This window comes from Catellatospora sp. TT07R-123 (assembly GCF_018327705.1).
Taxonomy (GTDB): domain Bacteria; phylum Actinomycetota; class Actinomycetes; order Mycobacteriales; family Micromonosporaceae; genus Catellatospora.
In genome coordinates this window covers 2,174,072-2,193,579 of the sequence record NZ_BNEM01000002.1, presented here as the reverse complement: position 1 = coordinate 2,193,579, position 19,508 = coordinate 2,174,072, and the positions used below count along the sequence as shown (strand labels likewise).

The window sequence follows — 19,508 nt, the reverse complement described above, 5'->3', positions numbered from 1 at the left end:
ATCGCTATGAGAGGTGCCCGCCTCAGCTCGCGGGGGCGGGGTGGGCGTGGCGGCGGATGACGTGGAGCAGGTCGTCGAGGTTGGCCTCGAACTCGGCGTCCCAGTCGGCGGGCCGGGCCAGCACCTCGGCCAGCGCGCGGTGGGCCGGGGCGTCGCCGCCGAGCGAGCGGCCGCGGTCCCATCGGTCCGGCGTGGGCGTGAACCGGCCGCTGATCTCGCCCTCGGCGAAGCCGAGCACGGCGGTGGAGACCAGGCGCTCCAGCCGGGGTACGCGCTGGGGCGGGACGCCGGCCTCCAGCAGCGCGGCGTAGATGCCGTCGACGAGCCGTACCGCGTCGGGGGTGACCGAGGCGCGGGCCAGCAGCAGGCCGAACGTCTCCGGGTGGCGGCGGGCCAGCCCGCGCACCGCGCGGGCGACGGCCCGCAGCCGGTCCTCCCAGCCGCCGCCGCTGCGCGCGGCGGGCAGGAGCTGGGCCAGCAGCAGGTCGACCAGGCCGTCGAGCAGCGCGTCCTTGCTGCCGACATGGGGGTACAGCGCCATCGGCGTCACCCCGACCCGGGCCGCCACGGCCCGCATGGACAGCGCCGCCAGCCCCTTCTCCTCGGCCAGCGCCAGCGCGGCACCGAGGATCTCGCGGCGGCGGTCGGTCTCGACACCCTGCTCCGGCATGCTCTACAGTGTAGATCTATACAGCGTAGATCACAAAGGAGTCGCACGTGCTCACCGCGTACGACCTGCGCAAGCGCTACGGCGCCAGCACCGCCCTCGACGGCTTCGACCTCACCGTCGCCCCCGGTGAGATCTGCGGCCTGATCGGCCACAACGGCGCCGGCAAGAGCACCTTCGTCGAGATCGTCACCGGCCTGACCCGCCCCGACTCCGGCACCGTCACCGTCGGTGGGCTCCCGCCGGCCCGCGCCCGGCACCTGGTCGGCGTCGCCCCGCAGGAGATCGCGCTCTACGCCCCGGTCACCGTCGAGCGCAACCTGCGCCTGTTCGGCGGGCTCGCGGGGCTGCGCGGCCCGCGCCTGCGCGCCGCGATCGACGACACCGCCGCCGCGCTGGACCTGTCCGACGTGCTGGGCAAACCTGTCGGGCTGCTCTCCGGCGGCCAGCGCCGCCGCACCCAGGCCGCCGCCGCGATGCTGCACCGGCCGCCCCTGCTGCTGCTCGACGAGCCGACCACCGGCGCCGACCCGCTCACCCGCACCGCCGTGCTCACCCTGGTCCGCGACCACGCCGCCACCGGCGCCGCCGTCGTCTACACCACCCACTACCTGCCCGAACTCGTCGAGCTGCGGGCCACGCTCGCCGTCTGCGCCCGCGGCCGGGTCGTGGCCCGGGGCAGCCAGGACGAGCTCCTCGCCGAGCACGAGACCCTCGACGGCCTCTACCACGCCCTGGCGGTGCACCATGCGTAGCGCGGTCCTGATCCGGCACAACCTGGCCCTGCTGGCCGCCGAACCCGGCGCGGTGATCAGCCGCATCGTCATGCCGCTGGCGATCATCACGGTGCTGCGGCCGCTGTACACCGCCGCCATCGGCGCCTCCGGCACCGCGTACGCCGTCACCGGCGCGCTCGTGCTGTTCTCGCTGCTCGGGCTGTCGATCGTGGGCGGCTCGCTGCTCACCGAACGCACCTGGCACACCCTCGACCGGGTGCGCACCACACCCGCCCGGCCGGTGGAGATCCTGCTCGGCAAGGCGATCCCGCTGGGCGGGGTGCTGCTGGCGCAGCAGGCGGTCGTGTTCGGGTACGGCGTCGTGGTCATGGGGATGCGCGTGGCGCGCCCGGACCTGCTGGCGCTGGCCGCGCTGGCCTGGGCCGCGACACTGCTCGCGCTCGGGGCGCTCGCGGCGGTGCTGGTGCGCAGCCACAGCGAGCTCGGCGCCGTTAACGACCTCGGCGCGCTGGTGCTGACCACGCTCGGCGGGGCGATGGTCCCGCTGTCGCTGCTGCCCGCCTGGGCACGGACGATCGCGCCCGCCTCACCGGGCTACTGGGCCATGCGCGCCATGCACGGTGCCGTCGACGGCGACCCGCGTACCACCCTCACCAGCGCCGCCGTCCTCGTCACGATCGCCCTCGCCGCCACCGCCCTCGCCACCTGGCGCATGTCCCGCGGCTGGGGCCGCTCCCGCCTCCTCTGACCCACCCCACCCCTTCCGCCCCACCCCTTCCGCGCCGCGCCGCGCCACGCCTATCCACGCCACGCCACGCCTATCCACGCCGCGCCACGCGCACAGCGCGCCGTGCCAAGATCACGCAAGTTGCCGGGCAACTGGGCGAATGGCCGCCCAAGATACGCCCGATTGCCCGGCAACTCGGCCGGGGTTCCGCACCGTGCGCGCGTCCCGTCCGGTGCTGGCCACGCCGGGGCACCCTGGCCCGCGCGCCCCGCCTGCGCGGGCGTCGCGCCTGGGCGCGTTCGGAAGATCAATGCAGTTTCGGGGAAAGTGCAGGAATGGGCGTCAAGATTCGTGCACTTTCCCCGAAAGTGTAGTGATCTTGGGCGCGGGTGCGCGGGTGCGCGGGTGCGCGGGTGCGCGGGTGCGCGGGTGCGCGGGGAGTGCGGGGAGTGCGGGTGCGCGGGTGCGCGGGGAGTGCGGGTGCGCGGGAGTGCGGCGGGCGGGGGTGTGCGGTAGTGCGGGTGCGCGGGGGTGCGGCGGGTGGGGGTGTGCGGGAGTGCGGCGGGGGAGGTGGGTGGGGTGGGTCAGAGGTAGTAGCCGGTGGCGGGTTCGGGGGAGTGCGAGACCAGGTCGCGGTCGCCGCGCTGGAGGGCGAAGAGTTCGGCCAGGGTGGCGCCGGACGAGTTGAGGCCGACGGAGGTGCCGAGCCAGGCGCTGGCCTGGGCGAAGGGCAGCGGGCCGACCTCGATCTGGGCCAGGCACCGGCCGGGGCGGACCACGGCGGGATGCAGCCGCGCCAGCGGCTCGTTGGTGGTCAGTCCGACCAGCACGTCGCGGCCCTGCGCCAGCAGCCCGTCGGTCAGGTTGAGCAGGCGTGACAGCGCCTGGCCGCTGGAGGCTTTGGCCGCCGAGGAGATCAGCTCGTCGCAGTCCTCGACCAGCAGCAGCCGCCAGCGCCGCTCCTCGTGCTCGTCGTCGCCGATCGCCACCTCCATCAGGTAGCTGGAGTCGTGGAACAGGTTCTCCGGGTCGAGTACGCAGTCGACCTGGCACCACGACGACCACGCCTGCGCCAGCGCCCGCAGCGCCGTGGTCTTGCCCGTGCCGGGCACCCCGTGCAGCAGCAGCAGGCGGCCGGAGATCGACTCCGGCGTCAGCGCCATCAGGCGCTCCAGCGACGCGGCGACGTCGCCCGCGTAGTTGTCGCGGATCGCCGCCCACGACGGCGTGGTGATCGGCCGCGTGCTGCGCTGGGCGCCGCGCTTGGCCGAGTGGTGCCAGAAGCCCATCGAGACGCTGTCGGCACGCTCGGCGTGCTCGTCGCGGGCGCCGCGGGTGGCGTCCTCCAGTATGCGCAGCGCCAGCTCATCGCTGGTCGCGGTGACGGTCACCTCGGCGACGCCGCCGCGCCAGCGCGCGGCCCGCAGCGTCCAGCCGTCACCGGCCGCCAGGTGGCTGCGCAGCCCGTCGTCGGTGGCCACGCGCAGGATGCGCCCGTCGGCGGGCAGCAGCGGGGCGTCCTTGCGCACCCTCGGCAGCCGCGCGGTGTGCGCGTACGGCTGATCGCCCGTGCTGAACGGGGCCAGGATCATCGCGTCGACGATGTCGCGGGGCGTGTCGGCGTCGTCGAGGGTGAGGTTCGTCGGCAGCTGTGACAGGGTGCCCATACCAGCGATGATCTCTCAAGTGGACGTCCCGCCATAGCAGTTTTCGGCTGGCCGCGCAGGCGCGCGCTCAAGAATTCACACACCTATGCGTGCCCAGGGTCCCCGGATGGCGAAGGTCGTCCCGTGTGCGGCCTGCACGTTGACGACAGGGTGTGCCCGTCGGGGCTGAACACCGCCCGGCGAACTCGTCGTGATGGCGCGGATCGCCCTGGAGGAACGAGCGAGCCCGGCCGCGATCACGCCGGTGTGACGCGCACCTGCTCAGCGCGGCAGCCGCGCCAGCACCTTGGCCGCGCACTCCGACAGCACCTGGTCGGAGTCGAACCCGAGGCTCTCGATCGCGACCAGCGCCGAGATCACCACGTCCGCCAGCTCGTCGGCGACCTCGCGCGGGGTGTGCGTCACGCCCTTGCGCGGGTTCTGGCCGGTGACGCCGATCCAGGCGCGGGCGGCCTCGCCCGCCTCCTCGGTCACCTTCAGGATGCGCATCGTCTGCTGCTGGGGCCCGTTGCCGTGGTGCTCGTTCAGCCAGCTCACCGCCGCGGCCACCGCCGCCCTGCTCACGTCGTCCACGGCGGCCACCCTATGCGGGGCGTGCGCGGCGTGCGCGGCGGGTTGTCGTACCCCCGCCATAGCGTGCGGGCCATGACGCTGGACCTCACCGTGCCCACCGCCCTGCTGGCCGACGCGGCCGCCCGGCTGCTGCGCCTGCTGCCGGTGCGGGCGATCCGCCCGGCGCTGGCCGGGGTCCTGCTGCGCGGCGCCGGAGACCGGCTGGAGCTGCACGCCACCGACGGCGAAGCGGCCGCGTGCGTGCGGCTGCCCGCGCTCGTGCACACCGACGGCGAGGCGACGCTGTCCCGCCGGGCGCTGGCCGACACCCTCGCCCACCTGGACGCGCCGCAGCTGCGCGTCGCGGTCGAGGGCAGCCGCGTCGCCCTGCGTACGCCCGGGGCCAGGTTCGCGCTGCCCCGGCTGGAGCCCGCCGCTCCCGCCCTGGCCGGCCTTCCGGCCGCGCTCGGCACGGTGCCCGGCGCCGACCTGGCCGCCGCCGGTGCCGCGGTGGCCGCGGCCGCCTCCCGGGAGGAGGCGCTGCCGCTGTTCACCGGGGTGCGGCTGCGCTCGGCCGACGGGCGGCTGTCGCTGCTGGCCACCGACCGGTTCCGGCTCGCCACCGCGTCCCTGGCCTGGCGGCAGGCCGCCGCCCCGGCCGCCGAGCTCGACGTGCTCGTGCCCGCGACGCTGCTGGCCGAGGTCACCCGGCTGTGCGCGGCGGCCGACGCGGTGACCCTGCACGGTGGCGACGGCCGCTGCGCCCTGTCCTGGCCCGGCTGGGCCGTGACCGCGCCCTCGCTGGCCACCGGCTTCCCCGACGCGCAGCTGGAGCGGCTGCTGACCGCTGAGGCCGCCGCCGGGGCGGTCGTCGACGCCGACGAGCTCGCCCACGCCGTGCGCCGCGCCGCGCTGTACGCGGGCCCGACCGGCGGGGTCACCCTCGACGTCGCCGACGGGCAGCTGCGCGTGCAGGGGCGCGACTCGCAGGCCGGGGAGTCCGAGGAGACGCTGAAGGCCGAGACCTCCGGCGACTGGCTGACCCGGCACTACCAGTCGCGCTTCCTGCTCGACGCGCTGCGCCCGTTCGCGGGCGGCCCGGTGCGCCTCCAGTTCCAGGCCGCGCTGCGCCCGACCGTGTTCACCGCCCGTGACGGCGACGCCGCCGACCTGCGCTACCTCGTCGTTCCGCTGCGCCGCGACGCCGACCAGGTGCGCTGACGCCGATCGGCGGAGCCGCCGCCCCGGGCCGGGGCGGCCACGGTCAGAGCAGCGGCGCGGTCCCGGCGGTGCGCAGCTCGACGGCCAGCTCGACCAGCTCCGGGAACCACGCGCCGTCGGACAGCAGCAGCTGCCGGGCTTCGGCTAGCTCGACGGCGCGGACCTCCACCACCTGCTCGGCGCCGGGCGGGTTGAGCGGCGCCGCCTCGACCGCGACGTCGGCGAAGCACCACAGCCAGGCCTGCTCCGGATGCGGATGATGCGGCCGGTACGGCCCCGGCCGGTCGGACAGGCAGGTGTGCGCACCGACCACGTAGAGCGGCCCGCGCAGCACCGCACCGGCCTCTTCCAGCAGCTCGCGGGCCGCGCACTCGGTCAGCGACTCGTCGGGTTCGCGGCTGCCGCCGGGCAGGAACCATACCGGCCGGGCGTCGCGGCACAGCACGATCCGGTCGCCGTCGAACCCGACCAGGTGCACCTTGGTCACCAGCTCGGCGGGCGGATTCTCGACGGAGAAGCGCCCGTCGACACCGGCCCAGTCCCAGCGTTTCGGCGCGAACAGCAGCGGGAAGCGTTCGATCACCCCTGGGATGCTATCGACGCCGGTCACGTCCCGCCGCCCCGCGCGGTGGCCGCCCTGCGCCCCGCCGCGCTGCCCCTGTGCCGTGCCCGGTGCGCCACCGCGCGCTTTTTCATAAACGTTGGCCTATCTCATCGAATAATCGGAGATCGAACTCGACGAGATAGGCCAACGTTTATGAAAAAACCGGGGTGGGCGGGGCTGGTGCGCGGGTTCCGTGGCTGCGTCGCGGGTCAGGGGCGGGGTGGGGCGTCGTGGTCCGGGGTGCGGTCGTCGGTGGGGTCAGGGGCGGGGTCGGGGCTGGGGTCGGGGCGGCCGGCGACGAGTTCCTGGAAGCGGATCTTGGTGCGGACGACGGGGCCGCGCAGCTGCCGTTCGCGCCACTGGGACCGGGCCAGCTTCGACTGCGCCTTCGGGGTCGGTTGGAGGTAGCGCCAGCGGGCCCAGGGGGAGTGCGGGCGGGCCAGCCGGATGGCGCCGACGTACAGCAGGATGGGGACGAAGATGCCGAGCAGGCCGGTCCAGATCTTGCCCTTGAGCACGGTGATCGCGCACAGGCACAGGTGGAACAGGGCGCCGACGCCCGCGATGGTCCAGCCGACGGCGCCCGGCCCGATGCTGCGGGCCTGGATCAGGTCGTCGATCCCGACCGGGCGCAGCCCGAGCACGAGCAGGCCGGTCAGCGCGACCGCGACGAAGACCGCGTCGATCGAGGTGCGGCCCGCCTCCGACCAGTACACGTCGTCCAGGTGCAGGATCAGCGCGAACTCGTCCAGCACCAGCGCCGAGCCGATGCCGAACAGCGCGGCGGCCAGCGAGCGCCAGGCCGTCAGGTCGTCCGGGATGGCCAGGCCGATGACGCCGCCGACCAGCATGAATATCACGCCGAAGACCACGTGGTGGATGTGCATGCCGCCCGGCGTGACGTTGCCGGGCCACCACTTCACCTGCGCCCGGATCATGCGTACCGAGAAGCGGATGAACGCGAAGCCGAGGATGAAGCCGGAGAAGAAGCAGAACAGGGGTAGCCGCCCCGTTTCCACGACTGTTCGGTGGAACCAATCCGACACCCGGTAACCCCCGCCCCGAGCTTTACTCGTAATCGCCATGTTAGGTGCAAGTGAGTGCCATATGTTCGGTGTTGACGCCGCCTGAGCGTCAGATCGGAGCGCCGGGTGAACGGACAGGGCGGTTGGCGGTCGAAGGTCCCGCACGTCTTCGCGGTGATCCTGGGCGTGGTCGCGGCGATCAGCGCGATCGCGGCGTTCGGCGGGGCGATCGGGCACAGCACCCAGCCCGTTCGGCGGCTGCTCGACGACGTGCTGATCCCGGTGCCGGCGAACCTGGCGTACGCGGCGTTCATGGCGGTGCTGGCCGGTGCCACGGCCCGGCGCAAGCGGGTCGCCTGGTGGACCCTGCTGGTGTACTTCGCCCTCGACGTCGTCTCCAGCGTGCTGGCGCTGGGCCTGGTCGCGTTCCTGCCGGACGCGAAGCTGGTCGACGACGCGGGGCGGCCGCTGTTCACCGGCTGGGGCCGGGTCGCGACGGGGGTCAGCGTGGTCATCGCGGTGGCCGCGCTGGTGGTGCTGCTGCTGGCCAAGCGCGAGTTCTACGCGCGGGTGCGCAAGGGCGCGGTCTGGCGGGCGCTGCTGGTCTTCGCCGCCGTCGCCGCGGTCGGCATCGGGCTGGGCTACAGCCTGGTGGTCGCGTTCCCGGGCACCCTGGAGGGGTTCACCGAGCAGTTCACGTACGCCGCGGAGAAGGTGCTGGGCGGCGCGTTCGCCTTCGACGTGACCCGCAGCGGCGAGGCCTCCGGCGCGGTCAACCTGATCCTGGGCCTGTTCGGTGCGATCGCCGTGTTCGCGGGCCTGTTCACGCTGCTGCGCTCGCAGGAGATCGCCTCGGTCCTCGGCGCGGACGACGAGACCCGGGTCCGGGGCCTGCTGGACCGCTACGGCGAGCGCGACTCGCTGGGCTACTTCGCCACCCGCCGGGACAAGGCGGCGATCTTCGCGCCCAGCGGCAAGGCCGCGGTCACCTACCGCGCCGTCAACGGGGTGAGCCTGGCCAGCGGGGATCCGATCGGCGACCCCGAGGCGTGGGACAAGGCGATCGGTTCCTGGCTGGCGCAGGCGCGCAGCTACGGCTGGACGGCGGCCGCGATGGGCGCCAGCGAGGAGGGCGCGACCGCGTACCACCGGGCCGGGCTGAAGGTGATGGAGCTGGGTGACGAGGCGATCCTGTACGCCGACCAGTTCGCCCTGGACGGCCGCGAGATGCGCGGCGTGCGCCAGGCCGTGAACCGGGTCGAGCGCTCCGGGTACACCGCGCAGGTGCGCCGGCACGCCGACATCCCGCCCGACGAGATGCGCGAGCTGGCGCAGCTGGCCACGAGCTGGCGCGACACCGACAGCGAGCGCGGCTTCTCGATGGCGCTGGGCCGCCTGGGCGACCCGAACGACGGCCGCTGCGTGCTGGTGGAGGCCCTGGACGGCGACGGCAGGGTGGCGTCGCTGCTGTCGTTCAGCCCGTGGGGCCGCCGGGGCCTGTCGCTGGACCTGATGCGCCGGGACAAGCACGCCGAGAACGGGGCGATGGAGTTCATGGTCGCCTCCCTGATGGGCGCCTGCAACCGGCTGGGCGTGGACCGGGTGTCGCTGAACTTCGCCGCGTTCCGGTCGGTGTTCGAGGAGGGCGCGCGCATCGGCGCCGGGCCGGTCCTGCGGCTGTGGCGGCGGCTGCTGCTGTTCTTCTCCCGCTGGTGGCAGCTGGAGTCGCTGTACCGCTCCAACGCCAAGTACAACCCCACCTGGGTGCCGCGGTACCTGTGCTTCGGCGAGCGGCGCGAGCTGGCGAAGGTGGGCCTGGCCTCGATGATCGCCGAGGGGTTCGTGAGCCTGCCCGGCACGCCGGCGGCGGCACTGGACGCGACCGGGGTGGCGCCGCTGGCCGCGCTGCCCGCGGCCGAGCAGGAGGCGGCCGCGGGGAAGGAGGCGGGCGACGAGGTCAGCGAGCAGATGGCGGTACGGCTGGCGAAGCTGGAACGGCTGCGCGCCGAAGGCGTCGACCCGTACCCGGTGGGCTTCCAGCCGACCGCGACCTGCGCCGACGTCGCGGCCCGGCATCCCGGCCTGCCGCCGGGGACCCACACCGGTGACATCGTCAGCGTGGCCGGGCGGCTGATGCTGATGCGCGACCACGGCCGGATCGCGTTCGCGACGATCCGCGACTGGAGCGGCGACCTCCAGCTGATGCTCGACAAGGACATCGAGGGCTGGACGGCGGCCGTCGACATCGGCGACCAGCTCGGCGCGACCGGCGAGGTGGTCACCACACGGCGCGGCGAGCTGTCGGTGCACGTGGACTCGTGGCTGATCACCGGCAAGTGCCTGCGGCCGCTGCCGGACAAGCACAGCGGCCTGACCGACCCGGAGGCCCGGGTGCGCCAGCGCTACCTGGACCTGATCACCAACAGCGGCGCCCGGGAGCTGCTGCGCGCCCGCAGCGCGGCCGTGCACAGCCTGCGCGACTCGTTCATGAAGCGCGGCTTCATCGAGGTGGAGACGCCGATCCTGCAGCGCGTCCACGGCGGTGCCAACGCCCGGCCGTTCACCACCCACATCAACGCGTACGACCTGCGCCTGTACCTGCGCATCGCGCCGGAGCTGTACCTCAAGCGGCTGGCGGTCGGCGGCGTCGAGAAGGTGTTCGAGCTGGGGCGCACGTTCCGCAACGAGGGCGTGGACTACAAGCACAACCCGGAGTTCTCCATGCTGGAGGCGTACCAGGCGTACGCCGACTACGACTCGATGCTGGCGCTGACCCGCGAGGTGGTGCAGTCGGCCGCGATCGCCGCCAACGGCGAATGCGTGATCATGCACGACGGGCAGGCGCACGACGTCTCCGGCGACTGGGCGGTGCGCACGGTCGACGAGGCGATCTCGGCGGCGCTGGGCGAGGAGGTCACCGCCGACACCGACGTGGTGATCCTGCGCAAGCTGTGCGACGCGGCGAAGATCCCGTACGACCCGAAGTGGGGCCGCGGCGCGGTCGTCCTGGAGATGTACGAGCACCTGGTCGAGGGAAAGACGGTGCTGCCCACGTTCTACAAGGACTTCCCGACCGACGTGTCGCCGCTGACCCGCCAGCACCGCCGCGATCCGCGCCTGGCCGAGCGCTGGGACCTGGTCGCCTTCGGCACCGAGCTGGGCACGGCGTACTCGGAGCTGACCGACCCGGTGGAGCAGCGGCGGCGGCTGACCGAGCAGTCGCTGCTGGCGGCCGGGGGCGACCCGGAGGCGATGGAGCTGGACGAGGACTTCCTCCAGGCGCTGGAGTTCGCCATGCCGCCCACCGGCGGCCTGGGCATCGGCGTGGACCGCCTGGTCATGCTGCTGACCGGCAAGTCCATCCGCGAGACCCTCCCCTTCCCCCTCGTCCGCGCCACCCGCTGACCCGCCCGCGCCCTCAAGATCAGCCAAGTTGCCGGGCAATCGGGCGAAAGAGGGCCCCGATTACGCCCGATTGCCCGGCAACTTGCGCGATCTTGGTGGGCGGCAGCGCGGGCTGTCGGCCGAAGCGGTGGAGTTTGCTGCAAGTTCGGTCATCTTTTGAAATGAAGAAGCATTCATGTGCCGGGTTCTTGCTATACCGACGGGCATGGATATCGCCTTCGCCGTGGACGAGACGTACGCCGAGCACGCGCAGGTCGCGATGGAGTCCGTGCTGGAGTGCCACCCCGGCCGTGACGGCATCGTGTTCTGGCTGCTCACCACCGATGAGGTGGTCAAGACCAGGCGCGGCCACCTGGAGCGCCAGCTCGCGGGCCGGGCCGGGCTGCACCTGCTGACCTGCGGCGACGAGTTCCGGGGCCTGCCGCTGGCCGAACCGGACTGGCTCGACTACCTCAGCCCCGGCATGTACCTGCGCCTGCTGCTGCCCGACCTGATCGGCGACGGCCCGCGCCGCCTGCTCTACCTCGACGCCGACATCGCGGTCTGCGGCGACCTGGCCCCGCTGTGGACGGTGCCGCTGGGCGGGGGCACGGTGCTCGCGGCGGTGCGCGACGCGTACAACGCGACCATGGACGCCCAGGGCGGCATCCCGGGGGCGGGGGCCGACGTGGACGGCGGGGCGCCGTACTTCAACTCGGGCATGCTCCTGATCGACCCGGCCGCGTGGCGGGCCGCCGACGTCACCCGCCGCTGCCTGGACTACCTGGTGGCCAACGCGCCCGCGCTGCGCTTCCCGGACCAGGACGCGCTCAACCTGGCCGCCGCCGGGCACTGGCTGCGCCTGCCGCACCGCTGGAACCACATGCGCAGCTACGACCTGGAGCCCGGCCCGGACGCGCCGTGGCCCGACACCGACGTGCGGATCATGCACTTCGCCGGGCGGCGCAAGCCGTGGAGCGAGGGGTTCCGGCCGGGACACCGGCTGGCCCGCTACCGGCGCCTGGCCGAGGCCGTGGCGGCATACGCGTAGCGGGCTGAGGGCTGCGGGGCTGCGGCGAGCTGCGGCGATGCGGGCTGCGGCAGGCTGCGGCGATGCGGGCTGCGGCGATGCGGGCTGTGGGCTGGGGCGGACTGCGGCGATACGGGCCGCCCGATGTGGACTGTTTGCTATGTTGTGCAGACAGTTGTCGGTGGAGGGCCGCCATGAGCGCCGCAGCGTCGACCCGGAAGGGACCCCGCGGACTGCTGGTCGCGCTCGCCCTGGTCGCCGCGGTGCTCGGCGCGGGATTCCTGCTCGGACGGCTCAGCGGGGTGCGGGAGGCGACCGAGGCCTGGCTGCTGCGGGCCAGCCCCGGTGCGCACGCCCGGGACGCGGCCGCGATCGGCGGGCACCCGCGTGCCCTGCCGCCGCTGCCGCCCCGGGCCCAGCCGGTCACCGGGCCGGGGCGCCCACCGCTGCCCGTGGAGCGGTTCGGGCCGTCCGGCAGCCGCTACACCACCGGCACGCCCGAGGTGGCGCTGACCTTCGACGACGGCCCGGATCCGACCTTCACCCCGCTGGTGCTCGCGCTGCTGCACGAATACCGGGTCAAGGCGACCTTCTGCCTGATCGGCGTCAACGTGGTGAAGTATCCGCAGCTCGTGCGCGACATCGTGGCGCAGGGCCATACCCTGTGCAATCACAGCTGGTCGCACGACCTGAAGCTCGGCGGACGCGACCGGGGCGACATCGTGGCCGACCTGCGCCGCACCAACCGGGCGATCCGGGCGGCGGCGCCCGGCGCGCGGATCTCGTACTTCCGCCAGCCCGGCGGGGCGTGGAACGACCGGCTCGTGGCCGCGGCGCGCGAACTGGGCATGACCGCGCTGCACTGGCAGGTCGATCCGAGGGACTGGGCGCTGCCGCTGAAGCGGGCGGCCGAGATAGCCGCGCTCGTCGACGGGGCCGTCCGCGACGGCTCGATCGTGCTGCTGCACGACGGCGGCGGCGACCGGGGCGGGACGGCACTGGCGCTGCGCACCATCCTGCCGACCCTGTCGGCCAGGTTCCACCTGGCCGCGCTGCCCCCGGGTGTGGACCCGCCCCGCCTGTACGGCCTGGACCGGCCCGAGCACCCGGGGCAGCGATAGGGGTGTTACCGGTTCAGGGCGTCGACGACCTGCTGCGCGCGCCACTCGTGCTGGGCGTAGGCGTACGGGAACGCCGAGACCTGCACGGCCTGCACGGCGTCGGTCAGCGCCATGTTCTGCCAGCCGTACACGTTGACCAGTGCGTTGTAGAACTGGGTCGCGGCGTACTTCGGCTGCATCAGGTCGCGCACCGCGCCCCAGCCGGAGCTGGGCCGCTGCTGGAACAGGCCGACCGAGTCGTGATCGGAGCCCTGGCCCTGGTCGGTGTACTGGAACGACTCCGGCAGCACCGTGCTGGCCAGGTTGTACAGGTTGCTCTCCTGCATCGAGCAGGCCACGGCCAGCACCATCGCCCGCTCGGGCAGCTGCATGTCCTTGGCGGCCTGCACGATCGCCTGCGCGTTGCGCATCTGGGTCAGGTCCAGCCCGGCCACCGGCATCAGCACGGCCTGCTTCGGCTTGGCCGCGGCCCTGGGCTTGGCGGCCGCCTTCGGCTCGGCCGCGGCCTTCGGCTTGGTGACCGCCTTGGGCTTGGTGACCGTCTTCGGCTCGGTGACGGCCTTCGGCTTGGCCTGCGGGGCGACGGCGCCCTTGGGTGCCAGGCGCGCGATGTCGGCCGCCATGCGCTCGATCCGGTCGAACGAGCGCGTCGCCGACTTCTCGGCGGTGCCGCGGCCGACCTCGGCGCGCAGCGCCACGGCGGTCGTCGCGGCGGGGTCGGGCTCCGGGTTGCCGGCCCCGGCGGCGACGCCGCCGAGCGCGGCCGCGCCCAGCACGCCGGCCAGGCCGGTCAGGGCGAGCGCGCGCCGGGGGTCGACCGCCCGGAGGCGGGCCATCAGGGCCTTGACGGATTCGGTACGGGGGTTCTGGCGGGCGACCACGGGGGAGTGGTCGGTCCCGCACTGCTCGTGTGCTTCATTGCCACGCATTCGGCGATCCTAGAAAGGCATTGAGCTGGTGCCCACCTGGGAATAGTGACGGGGTTCACTGTCACGCGGGGCGAAGTCGCTGGTAAGGGGCCTCTTCGGTTCTTTCAGCCGAGCCTCTACTAGTACTTTCGGAGGATGCCCGCGGCGGCTACGGGGCGCGGAAACGCTCTCCGGTACGGCCGGATTGATCGGCATACGCTGCGGAAACGGACCTGCCGCGGCGATCCCGACCCGGCGTCCGGTTCCGGTGGCACGCGCCCGGTAGCGTGTGGGCGACCTTGGAGGGAGGGCGGCGGTGGACTGGAATCTGCTGGCCTGCGCCCGGCACCACCTCACGTACGCCCCGGACGAACCGGAGCTGCGCGAGCACCTGCACGTGGCGACCTCGGCGGGCCCGGCCTGGCGCTGCCTGCGCTGCGGCGACTTCGTGCCCGGCGAGCCGCGCGCCCAGGGCCCGGCGGACGACGCCCCGGTGCCGATGCGCGGGCAACTGCTGCGCGACGCGGTGATCCTGCGGCTGCTCGCGGTCGAGCGGTTCCTGCGCGGCCTGCTGCTGGTGCTGGCCGGTTGGGCGGTGCTGCGCTTCCGCAGCCACCAGGGCGAGGTGCGTACGCAGTTCGACACCACGCTGCCGCTGCTCCAGCCGCTGGCCGACCGGCTGCACTGGAACCTGCGCGACTCGCCGCTGCTGCACCTGGTGGAGCAGGCGCTGGCGACCGAGCCGAAGACGCTCATCCTGATCGCGGCGGGCCTGTTCGTCTACGGCGGGCTCCAGGTGGTCGAGGGCGTCGGCCTGTGGCTGCTCAAGCGCTGGGGCGAGTACCTGGCCGCGGTGGCGACCTCGCTGTTCATCCCGCTGGAGGTGTACGAGCTGGTCGAGAAGATCACCTGGGTCCGCGTCACCGCCCTGCTGATCAACATCGGGGCCGTGGTCTTCCTCGTCTACCGCAAGCGCCTGTTCGGCGTACGGGGCGGCCACGCCGCGGCCGCGGCCGAGCTGCACCACGAGAACGTGCTCCAGGTCGCCCGCGCGGCGGCCATGTCTCCGAAACGCGCCGAGCCCGCCTGATCCACAGGCGGGCCCGGCAGGGTCGGCGGCTACGCGCCGCCGCCCATGAACTTGCTCATCATCTGCTGCATCTGCTGCGGGTCCGGCATCTGGCCGTTCGGCGTGGCCTGGTCGACCAGCGTGGGCAGCACCTTGGCGAGGGAGTCGGCGGCCTCGCGCGGCGTGGTGCCCGCGTCGGACGCGATCTGGTCGAGCATGCCGCCGCCGAGCGCCTGCTGGAGCTGGGCGCCCGTGACCGGCTCGTTCTGGCCGGTGCTCATCCAGGACTGCGCCTGCGTGCCGAGGCCCGTCTTGTTGAGCTGGTCCATCAGGCCGGCGAGGTTCGGCGAGCCGCCCTTGCCGCCGGTCAGCTGACCTAGCAGACCCTGGACCAGCTTCTGGACCGTCGGGTCGCTCATCAGCTTCATGATCTGGTTGAGGTCGACTGCCATTTCCCCGTTACCCCCGTTTCGGTGAGCTGTCGCTCTTCCCCGACCTTAGGGGGTCGCCCGCTGGTACGCGGCAAAAGTGGCGAAACGGCCAATGGCATAACCCGCTTCGTCCAGAATGTTCCGTATGACGGATTACACCGACGAAGAGCGCCAGACCCTGCGTACCGCGGCCTTCGGCGCCATGTACCTGGTCTCCAGCGCGGACCCCGGCTTCTTCGCCAGCTTCAAGGAGAGCATCGCCGGGGCCAAGGCCCTGGCCAGCACCTCCACCGAGCTGCGTGACGTGCTCAAGACCGGCGGCCTGCCGTCGCTGCCCAAGGGCTCGCCCACCGAGATGGAGTCGGGGGTGCTGACCGCGCTCCAGCAGTCCGCCTCGATCCTGCAGGCCAAGAACCCGACCGAGCTGACCGAGTTCCGCAACGTCATCAGCGCCGCCTGCGACCAGGTCGCCGGCGCCTCCGGCGGGGTCAAGGACACCGAGACCGCCGCCATCGCCAAGGTCAAAGCCGCCATCGGCGCCTGACCGGCGCCCCTCGACCAGCGAAGTTGCCGGGCAACCGGGCGTATCGCGGGGTGCTGTACGCCCGATTGCCCGGCAACATGCGTGATCTTGGTGGCGGCTCGGCGCGGCGCGTGGCCCGGGGCGGGCGCGGGTCAGGACGGGAGGCGGTGGTACTGGTCGCGGGCGTGGTCGGCCACGGCCGCGCCGGTGAAGGTCGCCTCGACCGGGAGCACGTCCAGGCACAGGCGGATCGCGTCGGTCATGCGCACCAGGGGGACCCGCATCGACAGGGTGCAGTGCGGCACCCACGATCCGGGCTGGTAGAACGAGCCCGTCTCGATCCCCGCCGCGGCCAGCCGGGCGTGCACGGCCGCCTGGTGGTCCAGCAGCTCGCGCGTCGGCACCGGGCCCAGCCACAGCACCCGGCCCAGGAACTGCCCGATGTGGTCGAAGGTCAGCTTCAGCGGCGGTGCCGCGGGCAGGTCGCCCAGCGCCTCCTGCACCGCCGGGCCGTCCAGCACCTCCGCGCTGGTGATCGACAGGTGCGGCCGGTGCTTGCGGTGGGTCAGATCGCGCAGGCTCGGGATGCCCTCGGCCTCCAGCGCGTCCCACAGCCGGCGCAGGCGGAACGTGGTGGCCTGGTCGAAATACAGCTCCAGCGCGGCGGTCATGATCGCAAGATATCCGGTATCGCCAAGCGAATTAGCCGCCCGCCGCGGCGTACCCCGGCGGGCGGCCCTGCTCAGTCCGGGTGTGCCGCCAGCAGCTCGCGCACCATGCGCGGCACCGCCGTCCCGATGGGCTCGCGCACCACCTCGTCGGCGACCCCGTCGTACGGCGTCGGCTGCGCGTTCACGATCGTCGTCTGCGCCCCCTCGGCCAGCGCCAGCGCGCACATCGACGCGGCCGGCTGCACCGTCAGCGACGTGCCGACCGCCCAGAACACCTGGCACGCCTTGGAGATCGCGGCCGCGTCGGCGAGCTTCTGCCCATCCAGGTTCTCCCCGAACATCACGGTGCCCGCCTTGAGGATGCCGCCGCAGCTCAGGCAGCCCGGGTCGGGGTCGCCCGCCTCGACCCGGTCCAGCGCGTCGCGCATCGTGCCCTGCTCGCCGCAGCGGGTGCAGCGCACCGTGAACATGGTGCCGTGCAGCTCGATCACCTTGCGCGGGCTGAAGCCCGCCTTCTGGTGCAGCCCGTCGATGTTCTGCGTGATGATCCGCACCGGGAACCCGGCCCGCTCCAGCTCCACCAGCGCCAGGTGGGCCGCGTTGGGCTCGGCCTGCCAGGCGGCGTTGTCCCGCCGGGCCAGCCACGACTTGCGGCGGATCGCGCCGTCGGCCATGTAGTGCTGGTAGGTGAACAGCTTCTCCGCGTCGGGGTCGCGGGTCCAGACGCCCTGCGGGCCCCGGAAGTCGGGGATGCCGGAGTCGGTCGAGATCCCCGCTCCGGTGAAGACGGCGACCATCGGCTTGCGCTCGCTCATCGCTCCATGGTCACAGGCCGGGCAAGCGGAATAGGGGCGCCGCTACGCACCGGCACCGATGCGGGCGGCTGGGAGGCCGGCCTGGCGGAAGAGCTGCCAGGCGGCGGCGAGCAGTACCAGCCCGCACACTCCGTGCAGTCCGAAGACGAGCCCGCCGGGGGCGCCGCCGAGCGCCATGGCGACCTTGGCGATCACCACTTCGACCGTGGTCAGCCCGACGGCCAGCAGGCTCAGCCACATCAGCCGCCGGGTCAGGCGGGCCAGCGCGGCGACAAGTGCCATCACCAGCGGCAGCAGGAAGAGCACATATCCGAGGGCGTGGTGGGGGCGGAACGCGCCGCGATCCGGGTCGGTGCTGAACGCGCCGGTGGCGGCGAAGAAGAACTGGGCCACGACGACCAGCAGGAACAGGGTCGCGAGTGCGGCGAACACTTTGCGCATGGGATGCCTCCAAGATTTCTGATGTCTTGTTCGTACGGTGTGACGACGCGGCCCGGCCGGGTGTGAGGCGACGTGCCCGGCCTCACACCCGGCCGGGGCCGCTGGGCGCCCCCGGCGGGCGGGGAGATCATCGGCGGATGACCACTGCCGACCCGCGCCCGGTGACGTCCGAGCGGCACCGGCTGGTGAACCTGGCCTACCGCATGCTCGGCAGCCTGTCCGAGGCGGAGGACGCGGTGCAGGAGACCTACGCCCGCTGGTACGCCCTGCCGCCGCAGGAGCGGGACGCGATCCGCACGCCCGCCGCCTGGCTGACCACGGTCGCCAGCCGCGTCTGCCTCGACCTGCTCGGTTCGGCCCGGGTGCGCCGCGAGCGCTACGTGGGCCAGTGGCTGCCCGAGCCGATCGCCGAACCCGCCGAGTGGGGTGCGGGACGCCAGGCCGATCCCGCGGACCGGATCACCCTCGACGAGTCGGTCACCATGGCGTTCCTGGTCGTGCTCGAATCGCTGACCCCGGCCGAGCGGGTCGCGTTCGTGCTGCACGAGGTCTTCGGGTACGCCTTCCCCGAGGTCGCCGAGATCCTGGGCCGTACCCCGGCCGCCTGCCGCCAGCTCGCCACCTCCGCCCGCCGCCGCGTCCGCGCCCTGCCCGCCGCCACCACGCCGGTGGCGCGGCAGGCTGACGTCGTCCGGGACTTCAGGCGGGCCTGGGAGGCCGGGGATGTCGCCGCTCTCATCGGGCTGCTCGATCCGCGCGCCACAGCGGTCGCGGACGGCGGCGGCGTGGTCGGCGCCGTGTCCGGCCCGGTCGTGGGCGCCGAGCAGATCGCCCGGTACGCCGTCGCGATCGCGGCCATGGCACCCGGGCTGACGATCCTGGAGCGGTCGGTCAACGGACGGCCCGGCCTGGTGGCCCAGCGGGACGGCGCGATCGTGGTGGTGATGGCGTTCGACATCGCCGACGGCAGGGTCAGGAACATCTGGGGCGTACGGAACCCGGAGAAGCTCCGTCCGTGGGCGGTTAAGCTCTCGCCGTGATCGATGCCGACGGCGAGGCGCCCACCAACGCGCTGCTGAGCCGGGAACTGAGCCGGGCCGCGCAGGTCGTGATCGTCGAGGCGGCTCCGAACCAGCTGGACCGCGCGGACGCCGCCCGGATCGTGCTGCGCGGCGGCGAGATCGCCGACCTGGCCGGGGTGCTGGCCATCGTCGACGGCGGCACCGGCGACCACTGCCGCTGCCTGGGCTGGCCCACCATCCTCCTGCTGGACGGCGAGGGCACGCAGCTGGCCTGCTGGACCCTGCACCACCAGACCGGACTGCGCGGGCCCGGCAACTGCGACGCGGACCTGCGTGACGGGCCGGTGCTCTCCGAGTGGCTGGCCCGCCGCGGCCTCGCCGGGTCGCTACGGGTGCAGCAGCACCTGGCCGCGGTCCGGGCACGCGAGGAGGCTCGGCGCAGGTCCTGGGTGGATGCCGCACCGGCTGATCTGACATCCGCCGCCGAGAGCGCCTCGCTGGGGAAGCGGGGTGCCGAGACGAGGCTCGCCGGCGCGGTCATGCGGCGGTATCCCGAGGTGCGGGAACGGATCCGTGTCCTGCTCGGCTGGGCCGGATTCACGGTGCGGTACGCGGGTGGCACCCCCTGGCACGAGCTGATCCCGCAGCGGATCCTGCTCCAGGAGCCGTCCGAGGCCGTCTTCACGGCGCTGGCGGCGGCGCCGCTGAGTGTGGCCCAGCTCGACGGCGCGGCGGAGCTGTTCACGTCGTTCGAGTGGACGCAGGCGGATCCACCCGCGCTGCCGGAGGCGCTGCGCGCGACACTGATCAGCCATGTCACGGCGGTGGGCACCGAGCCGATGAAGTTCCGCATGCACTACGGCTACGGCGCGCCTGCGGCCTGAGCCGCCAGC

Annotated in this window: 20 protein-coding genes; 10 read left to right on the top strand and 10 right to left on the bottom strand. The window is 73.3% G+C overall.

The window, feature by feature from the left end:
* Positions 1-22 precede the first annotated feature (22 nt).
* Complete coding sequence (locus Cs7R123_RS29805) at positions 23-670, bottom strand: TetR/AcrR family transcriptional regulator (RefSeq protein ID WP_212831335.1); 648 nt, start codon at positions 668-670, stop codon at positions 23-25.
* 47 nt (positions 671-717) lie between these two features.
* Between Cs7R123_RS29805 and Cs7R123_RS40875 the strand changes: the two genes are divergently transcribed.
* Entirely contained in the window at positions 718-1,422 is a 705-nt protein-coding gene (locus tag Cs7R123_RS40875) for an ABC transporter ATP-binding protein (RefSeq protein WP_212831333.1), read from the top strand.
* A complete protein-coding gene (locus Cs7R123_RS29795; RefSeq protein WP_212831332.1) occupies positions 1,415-2,152 on the top strand; it encodes an ABC transporter permease in 738 nt (245 codons plus the stop codon). Before Cs7R123_RS40875 ends, Cs7R123_RS29795 begins: the two co-directional genes overlap by 8 nt.
* Positions 2,153-2,715: 563 nt before the next feature.
* Here the strand turns inward: Cs7R123_RS29795 and Cs7R123_RS29790 are convergent.
* Positions 2,716-3,798, bottom strand: coding sequence for a DUF5925 domain-containing protein (locus Cs7R123_RS29790; RefSeq protein ID WP_212831330.1), 1,083 nt, complete (start codon positions 3,796-3,798; stop codon positions 2,716-2,718).
* Between the two features lie 261 nt (positions 3,799-4,059).
* Entirely contained in the window at positions 4,060-4,371 is a 312-nt protein-coding gene (locus Cs7R123_RS29785) for a MazG-like family protein (RefSeq protein ID WP_212831328.1), read from the bottom strand.
* Between the two features lie 72 nt (positions 4,372-4,443).
* Here Cs7R123_RS29785 and Cs7R123_RS29780 point away from each other — a divergent pair, with 72 nt between their 5' ends.
* Positions 4,444-5,571, top strand: a complete 1,128-nt coding sequence (locus tag Cs7R123_RS29780; RefSeq protein WP_212831327.1) for a DNA polymerase III subunit beta — start codon at positions 4,444-4,446, stop codon at positions 5,569-5,571.
* A 43-nt stretch (positions 5,572-5,614) separates the two neighbouring features.
* Here the strand turns inward: Cs7R123_RS29780 and Cs7R123_RS29775 are convergent, their stop codons facing one another.
* Positions 5,615-6,154: an NUDIX hydrolase gene (locus Cs7R123_RS29775; protein ID WP_244872224.1), complete on the bottom strand. Its 540-nt coding sequence runs from the start codon at positions 6,152-6,154 to the stop codon at positions 5,615-5,617.
* 230 nt (positions 6,155-6,384) lie between these two features.
* The gene (locus Cs7R123_RS29770) at positions 6,385-7,194 is read right to left on the bottom strand and encodes a hypothetical protein (protein ID WP_212831325.1); all 810 of its coding nucleotides are present in this window, start codon (positions 7,192-7,194) and stop codon (positions 6,385-6,387) included.
* Between the two features lie 132 nt (positions 7,195-7,326).
* On the opposite strand from Cs7R123_RS29770, the gene lysX reads away from it, so the two are divergent.
* The 3 genes from lysX (at position 7,327) to Cs7R123_RS29755 (ending at position 12,735) form a co-directional block, all read left to right on the top strand.
* Positions 7,327-10,605 (top strand): bifunctional lysylphosphatidylglycerol synthetase/lysine--tRNA ligase LysX, encoded by a 3,279-nt coding sequence (gene lysX, locus Cs7R123_RS29765; protein ID WP_212831323.1) that lies wholly within the window; start codon positions 7,327-7,329, stop codon positions 10,603-10,605.
* Between the two features lie 205 nt (positions 10,606-10,810).
* Positions 10,811-11,635, top strand: a complete 825-nt coding sequence (locus Cs7R123_RS29760) for a glycosyltransferase family 8 protein (protein WP_212831322.1) — start codon at positions 10,811-10,813, stop codon at positions 11,633-11,635.
* A 173-nt stretch (positions 11,636-11,808) separates the two neighbouring features.
* Complete coding sequence (locus Cs7R123_RS29755) at positions 11,809-12,735, top strand: polysaccharide deacetylase family protein (RefSeq protein WP_212831320.1); 927 nt, start codon at positions 11,809-11,811, stop codon at positions 12,733-12,735.
* Between the two features lie 5 nt (positions 12,736-12,740).
* Here the strand turns inward: Cs7R123_RS29755 and Cs7R123_RS29750 are convergent, their stop codons facing one another.
* Positions 12,741-13,664, bottom strand: a complete 924-nt coding sequence (locus tag Cs7R123_RS29750; RefSeq protein ID WP_244872223.1) for a hypothetical protein — start codon at positions 13,662-13,664, stop codon at positions 12,741-12,743.
* Between the two features lie 295 nt (positions 13,665-13,959).
* Between Cs7R123_RS29750 and Cs7R123_RS29745 the strand changes: the two genes are divergently transcribed.
* Positions 13,960-14,733 (top strand): DUF2127 domain-containing protein, encoded by a 774-nt coding sequence (locus Cs7R123_RS29745; protein WP_212831319.1) that lies wholly within the window; start codon positions 13,960-13,962, stop codon positions 14,731-14,733.
* Positions 14,734-14,762: 29 nt separating this feature from the next.
* On the opposite strand, the gene Cs7R123_RS29740 is transcribed toward Cs7R123_RS29745, so the two are convergent.
* On the bottom strand, positions 14,763-15,164 hold the full coding sequence (locus tag Cs7R123_RS29740) for a YidB family protein (protein WP_212831317.1): 402 nt from the start codon (positions 15,162-15,164) through the stop codon (positions 14,763-14,765).
* A 124-nt stretch (positions 15,165-15,288) separates the two neighbouring features.
* On the opposite strand from Cs7R123_RS29740, the gene Cs7R123_RS29735 reads away from it, so the two are divergent.
* Positions 15,289-15,687 carry a hypothetical protein gene (locus Cs7R123_RS29735; RefSeq protein WP_212831315.1) on the top strand — a complete coding sequence of 133 codons (399 nt, stop codon included), beginning with the start codon at positions 15,289-15,291 and terminating at the stop codon, positions 15,685-15,687.
* A gap of 131 nt (positions 15,688-15,818) precedes the next feature.
* On the opposite strand, the gene Cs7R123_RS29730 is transcribed toward Cs7R123_RS29735, so the two are convergent.
* The 3 genes from Cs7R123_RS29730 to Cs7R123_RS29720 form a co-directional block, all read right to left on the bottom strand.
* The gene (locus Cs7R123_RS29730) at positions 15,819-16,337 is read right to left on the bottom strand and encodes a 2'-5' RNA ligase family protein (protein ID WP_212831313.1); all 519 of its coding nucleotides are present in this window, start codon (positions 16,335-16,337) and stop codon (positions 15,819-15,821) included.
* Positions 16,338-16,408: 71 nt separating this feature from the next.
* Positions 16,409-17,152, bottom strand: a complete 744-nt coding sequence (locus Cs7R123_RS29725; protein WP_244872222.1) for a Sir2 family NAD-dependent protein deacetylase — start codon at positions 17,150-17,152, stop codon at positions 16,409-16,411.
* A gap of 42 nt (positions 17,153-17,194) precedes the next feature.
* Positions 17,195-17,593, bottom strand: a complete 399-nt coding sequence (locus Cs7R123_RS29720) for a DUF6220 domain-containing protein (protein WP_212831311.1) — start codon at positions 17,591-17,593, stop codon at positions 17,195-17,197.
* A gap of 137 nt (positions 17,594-17,730) precedes the next feature.
* Between Cs7R123_RS29720 and sigJ the strand changes: the two genes are divergently transcribed.
* The gene (gene sigJ, locus Cs7R123_RS29715; protein ID WP_212831310.1) at positions 17,731-18,633 is read left to right on the top strand and encodes an RNA polymerase sigma factor SigJ; all 903 of its coding nucleotides are present in this window, start codon (positions 17,731-17,733) and stop codon (positions 18,631-18,633) included.
* Positions 18,630-19,499: a hypothetical protein gene (locus tag Cs7R123_RS29710; protein WP_212831308.1), complete on the top strand. Its 870-nt coding sequence runs from the start codon at positions 18,630-18,632 to the stop codon at positions 19,497-19,499. The genes sigJ and Cs7R123_RS29710 overlap by 4 nt, the downstream gene beginning before the upstream one ends.
* Positions 19,500-19,508 lie beyond the last annotated feature (9 nt).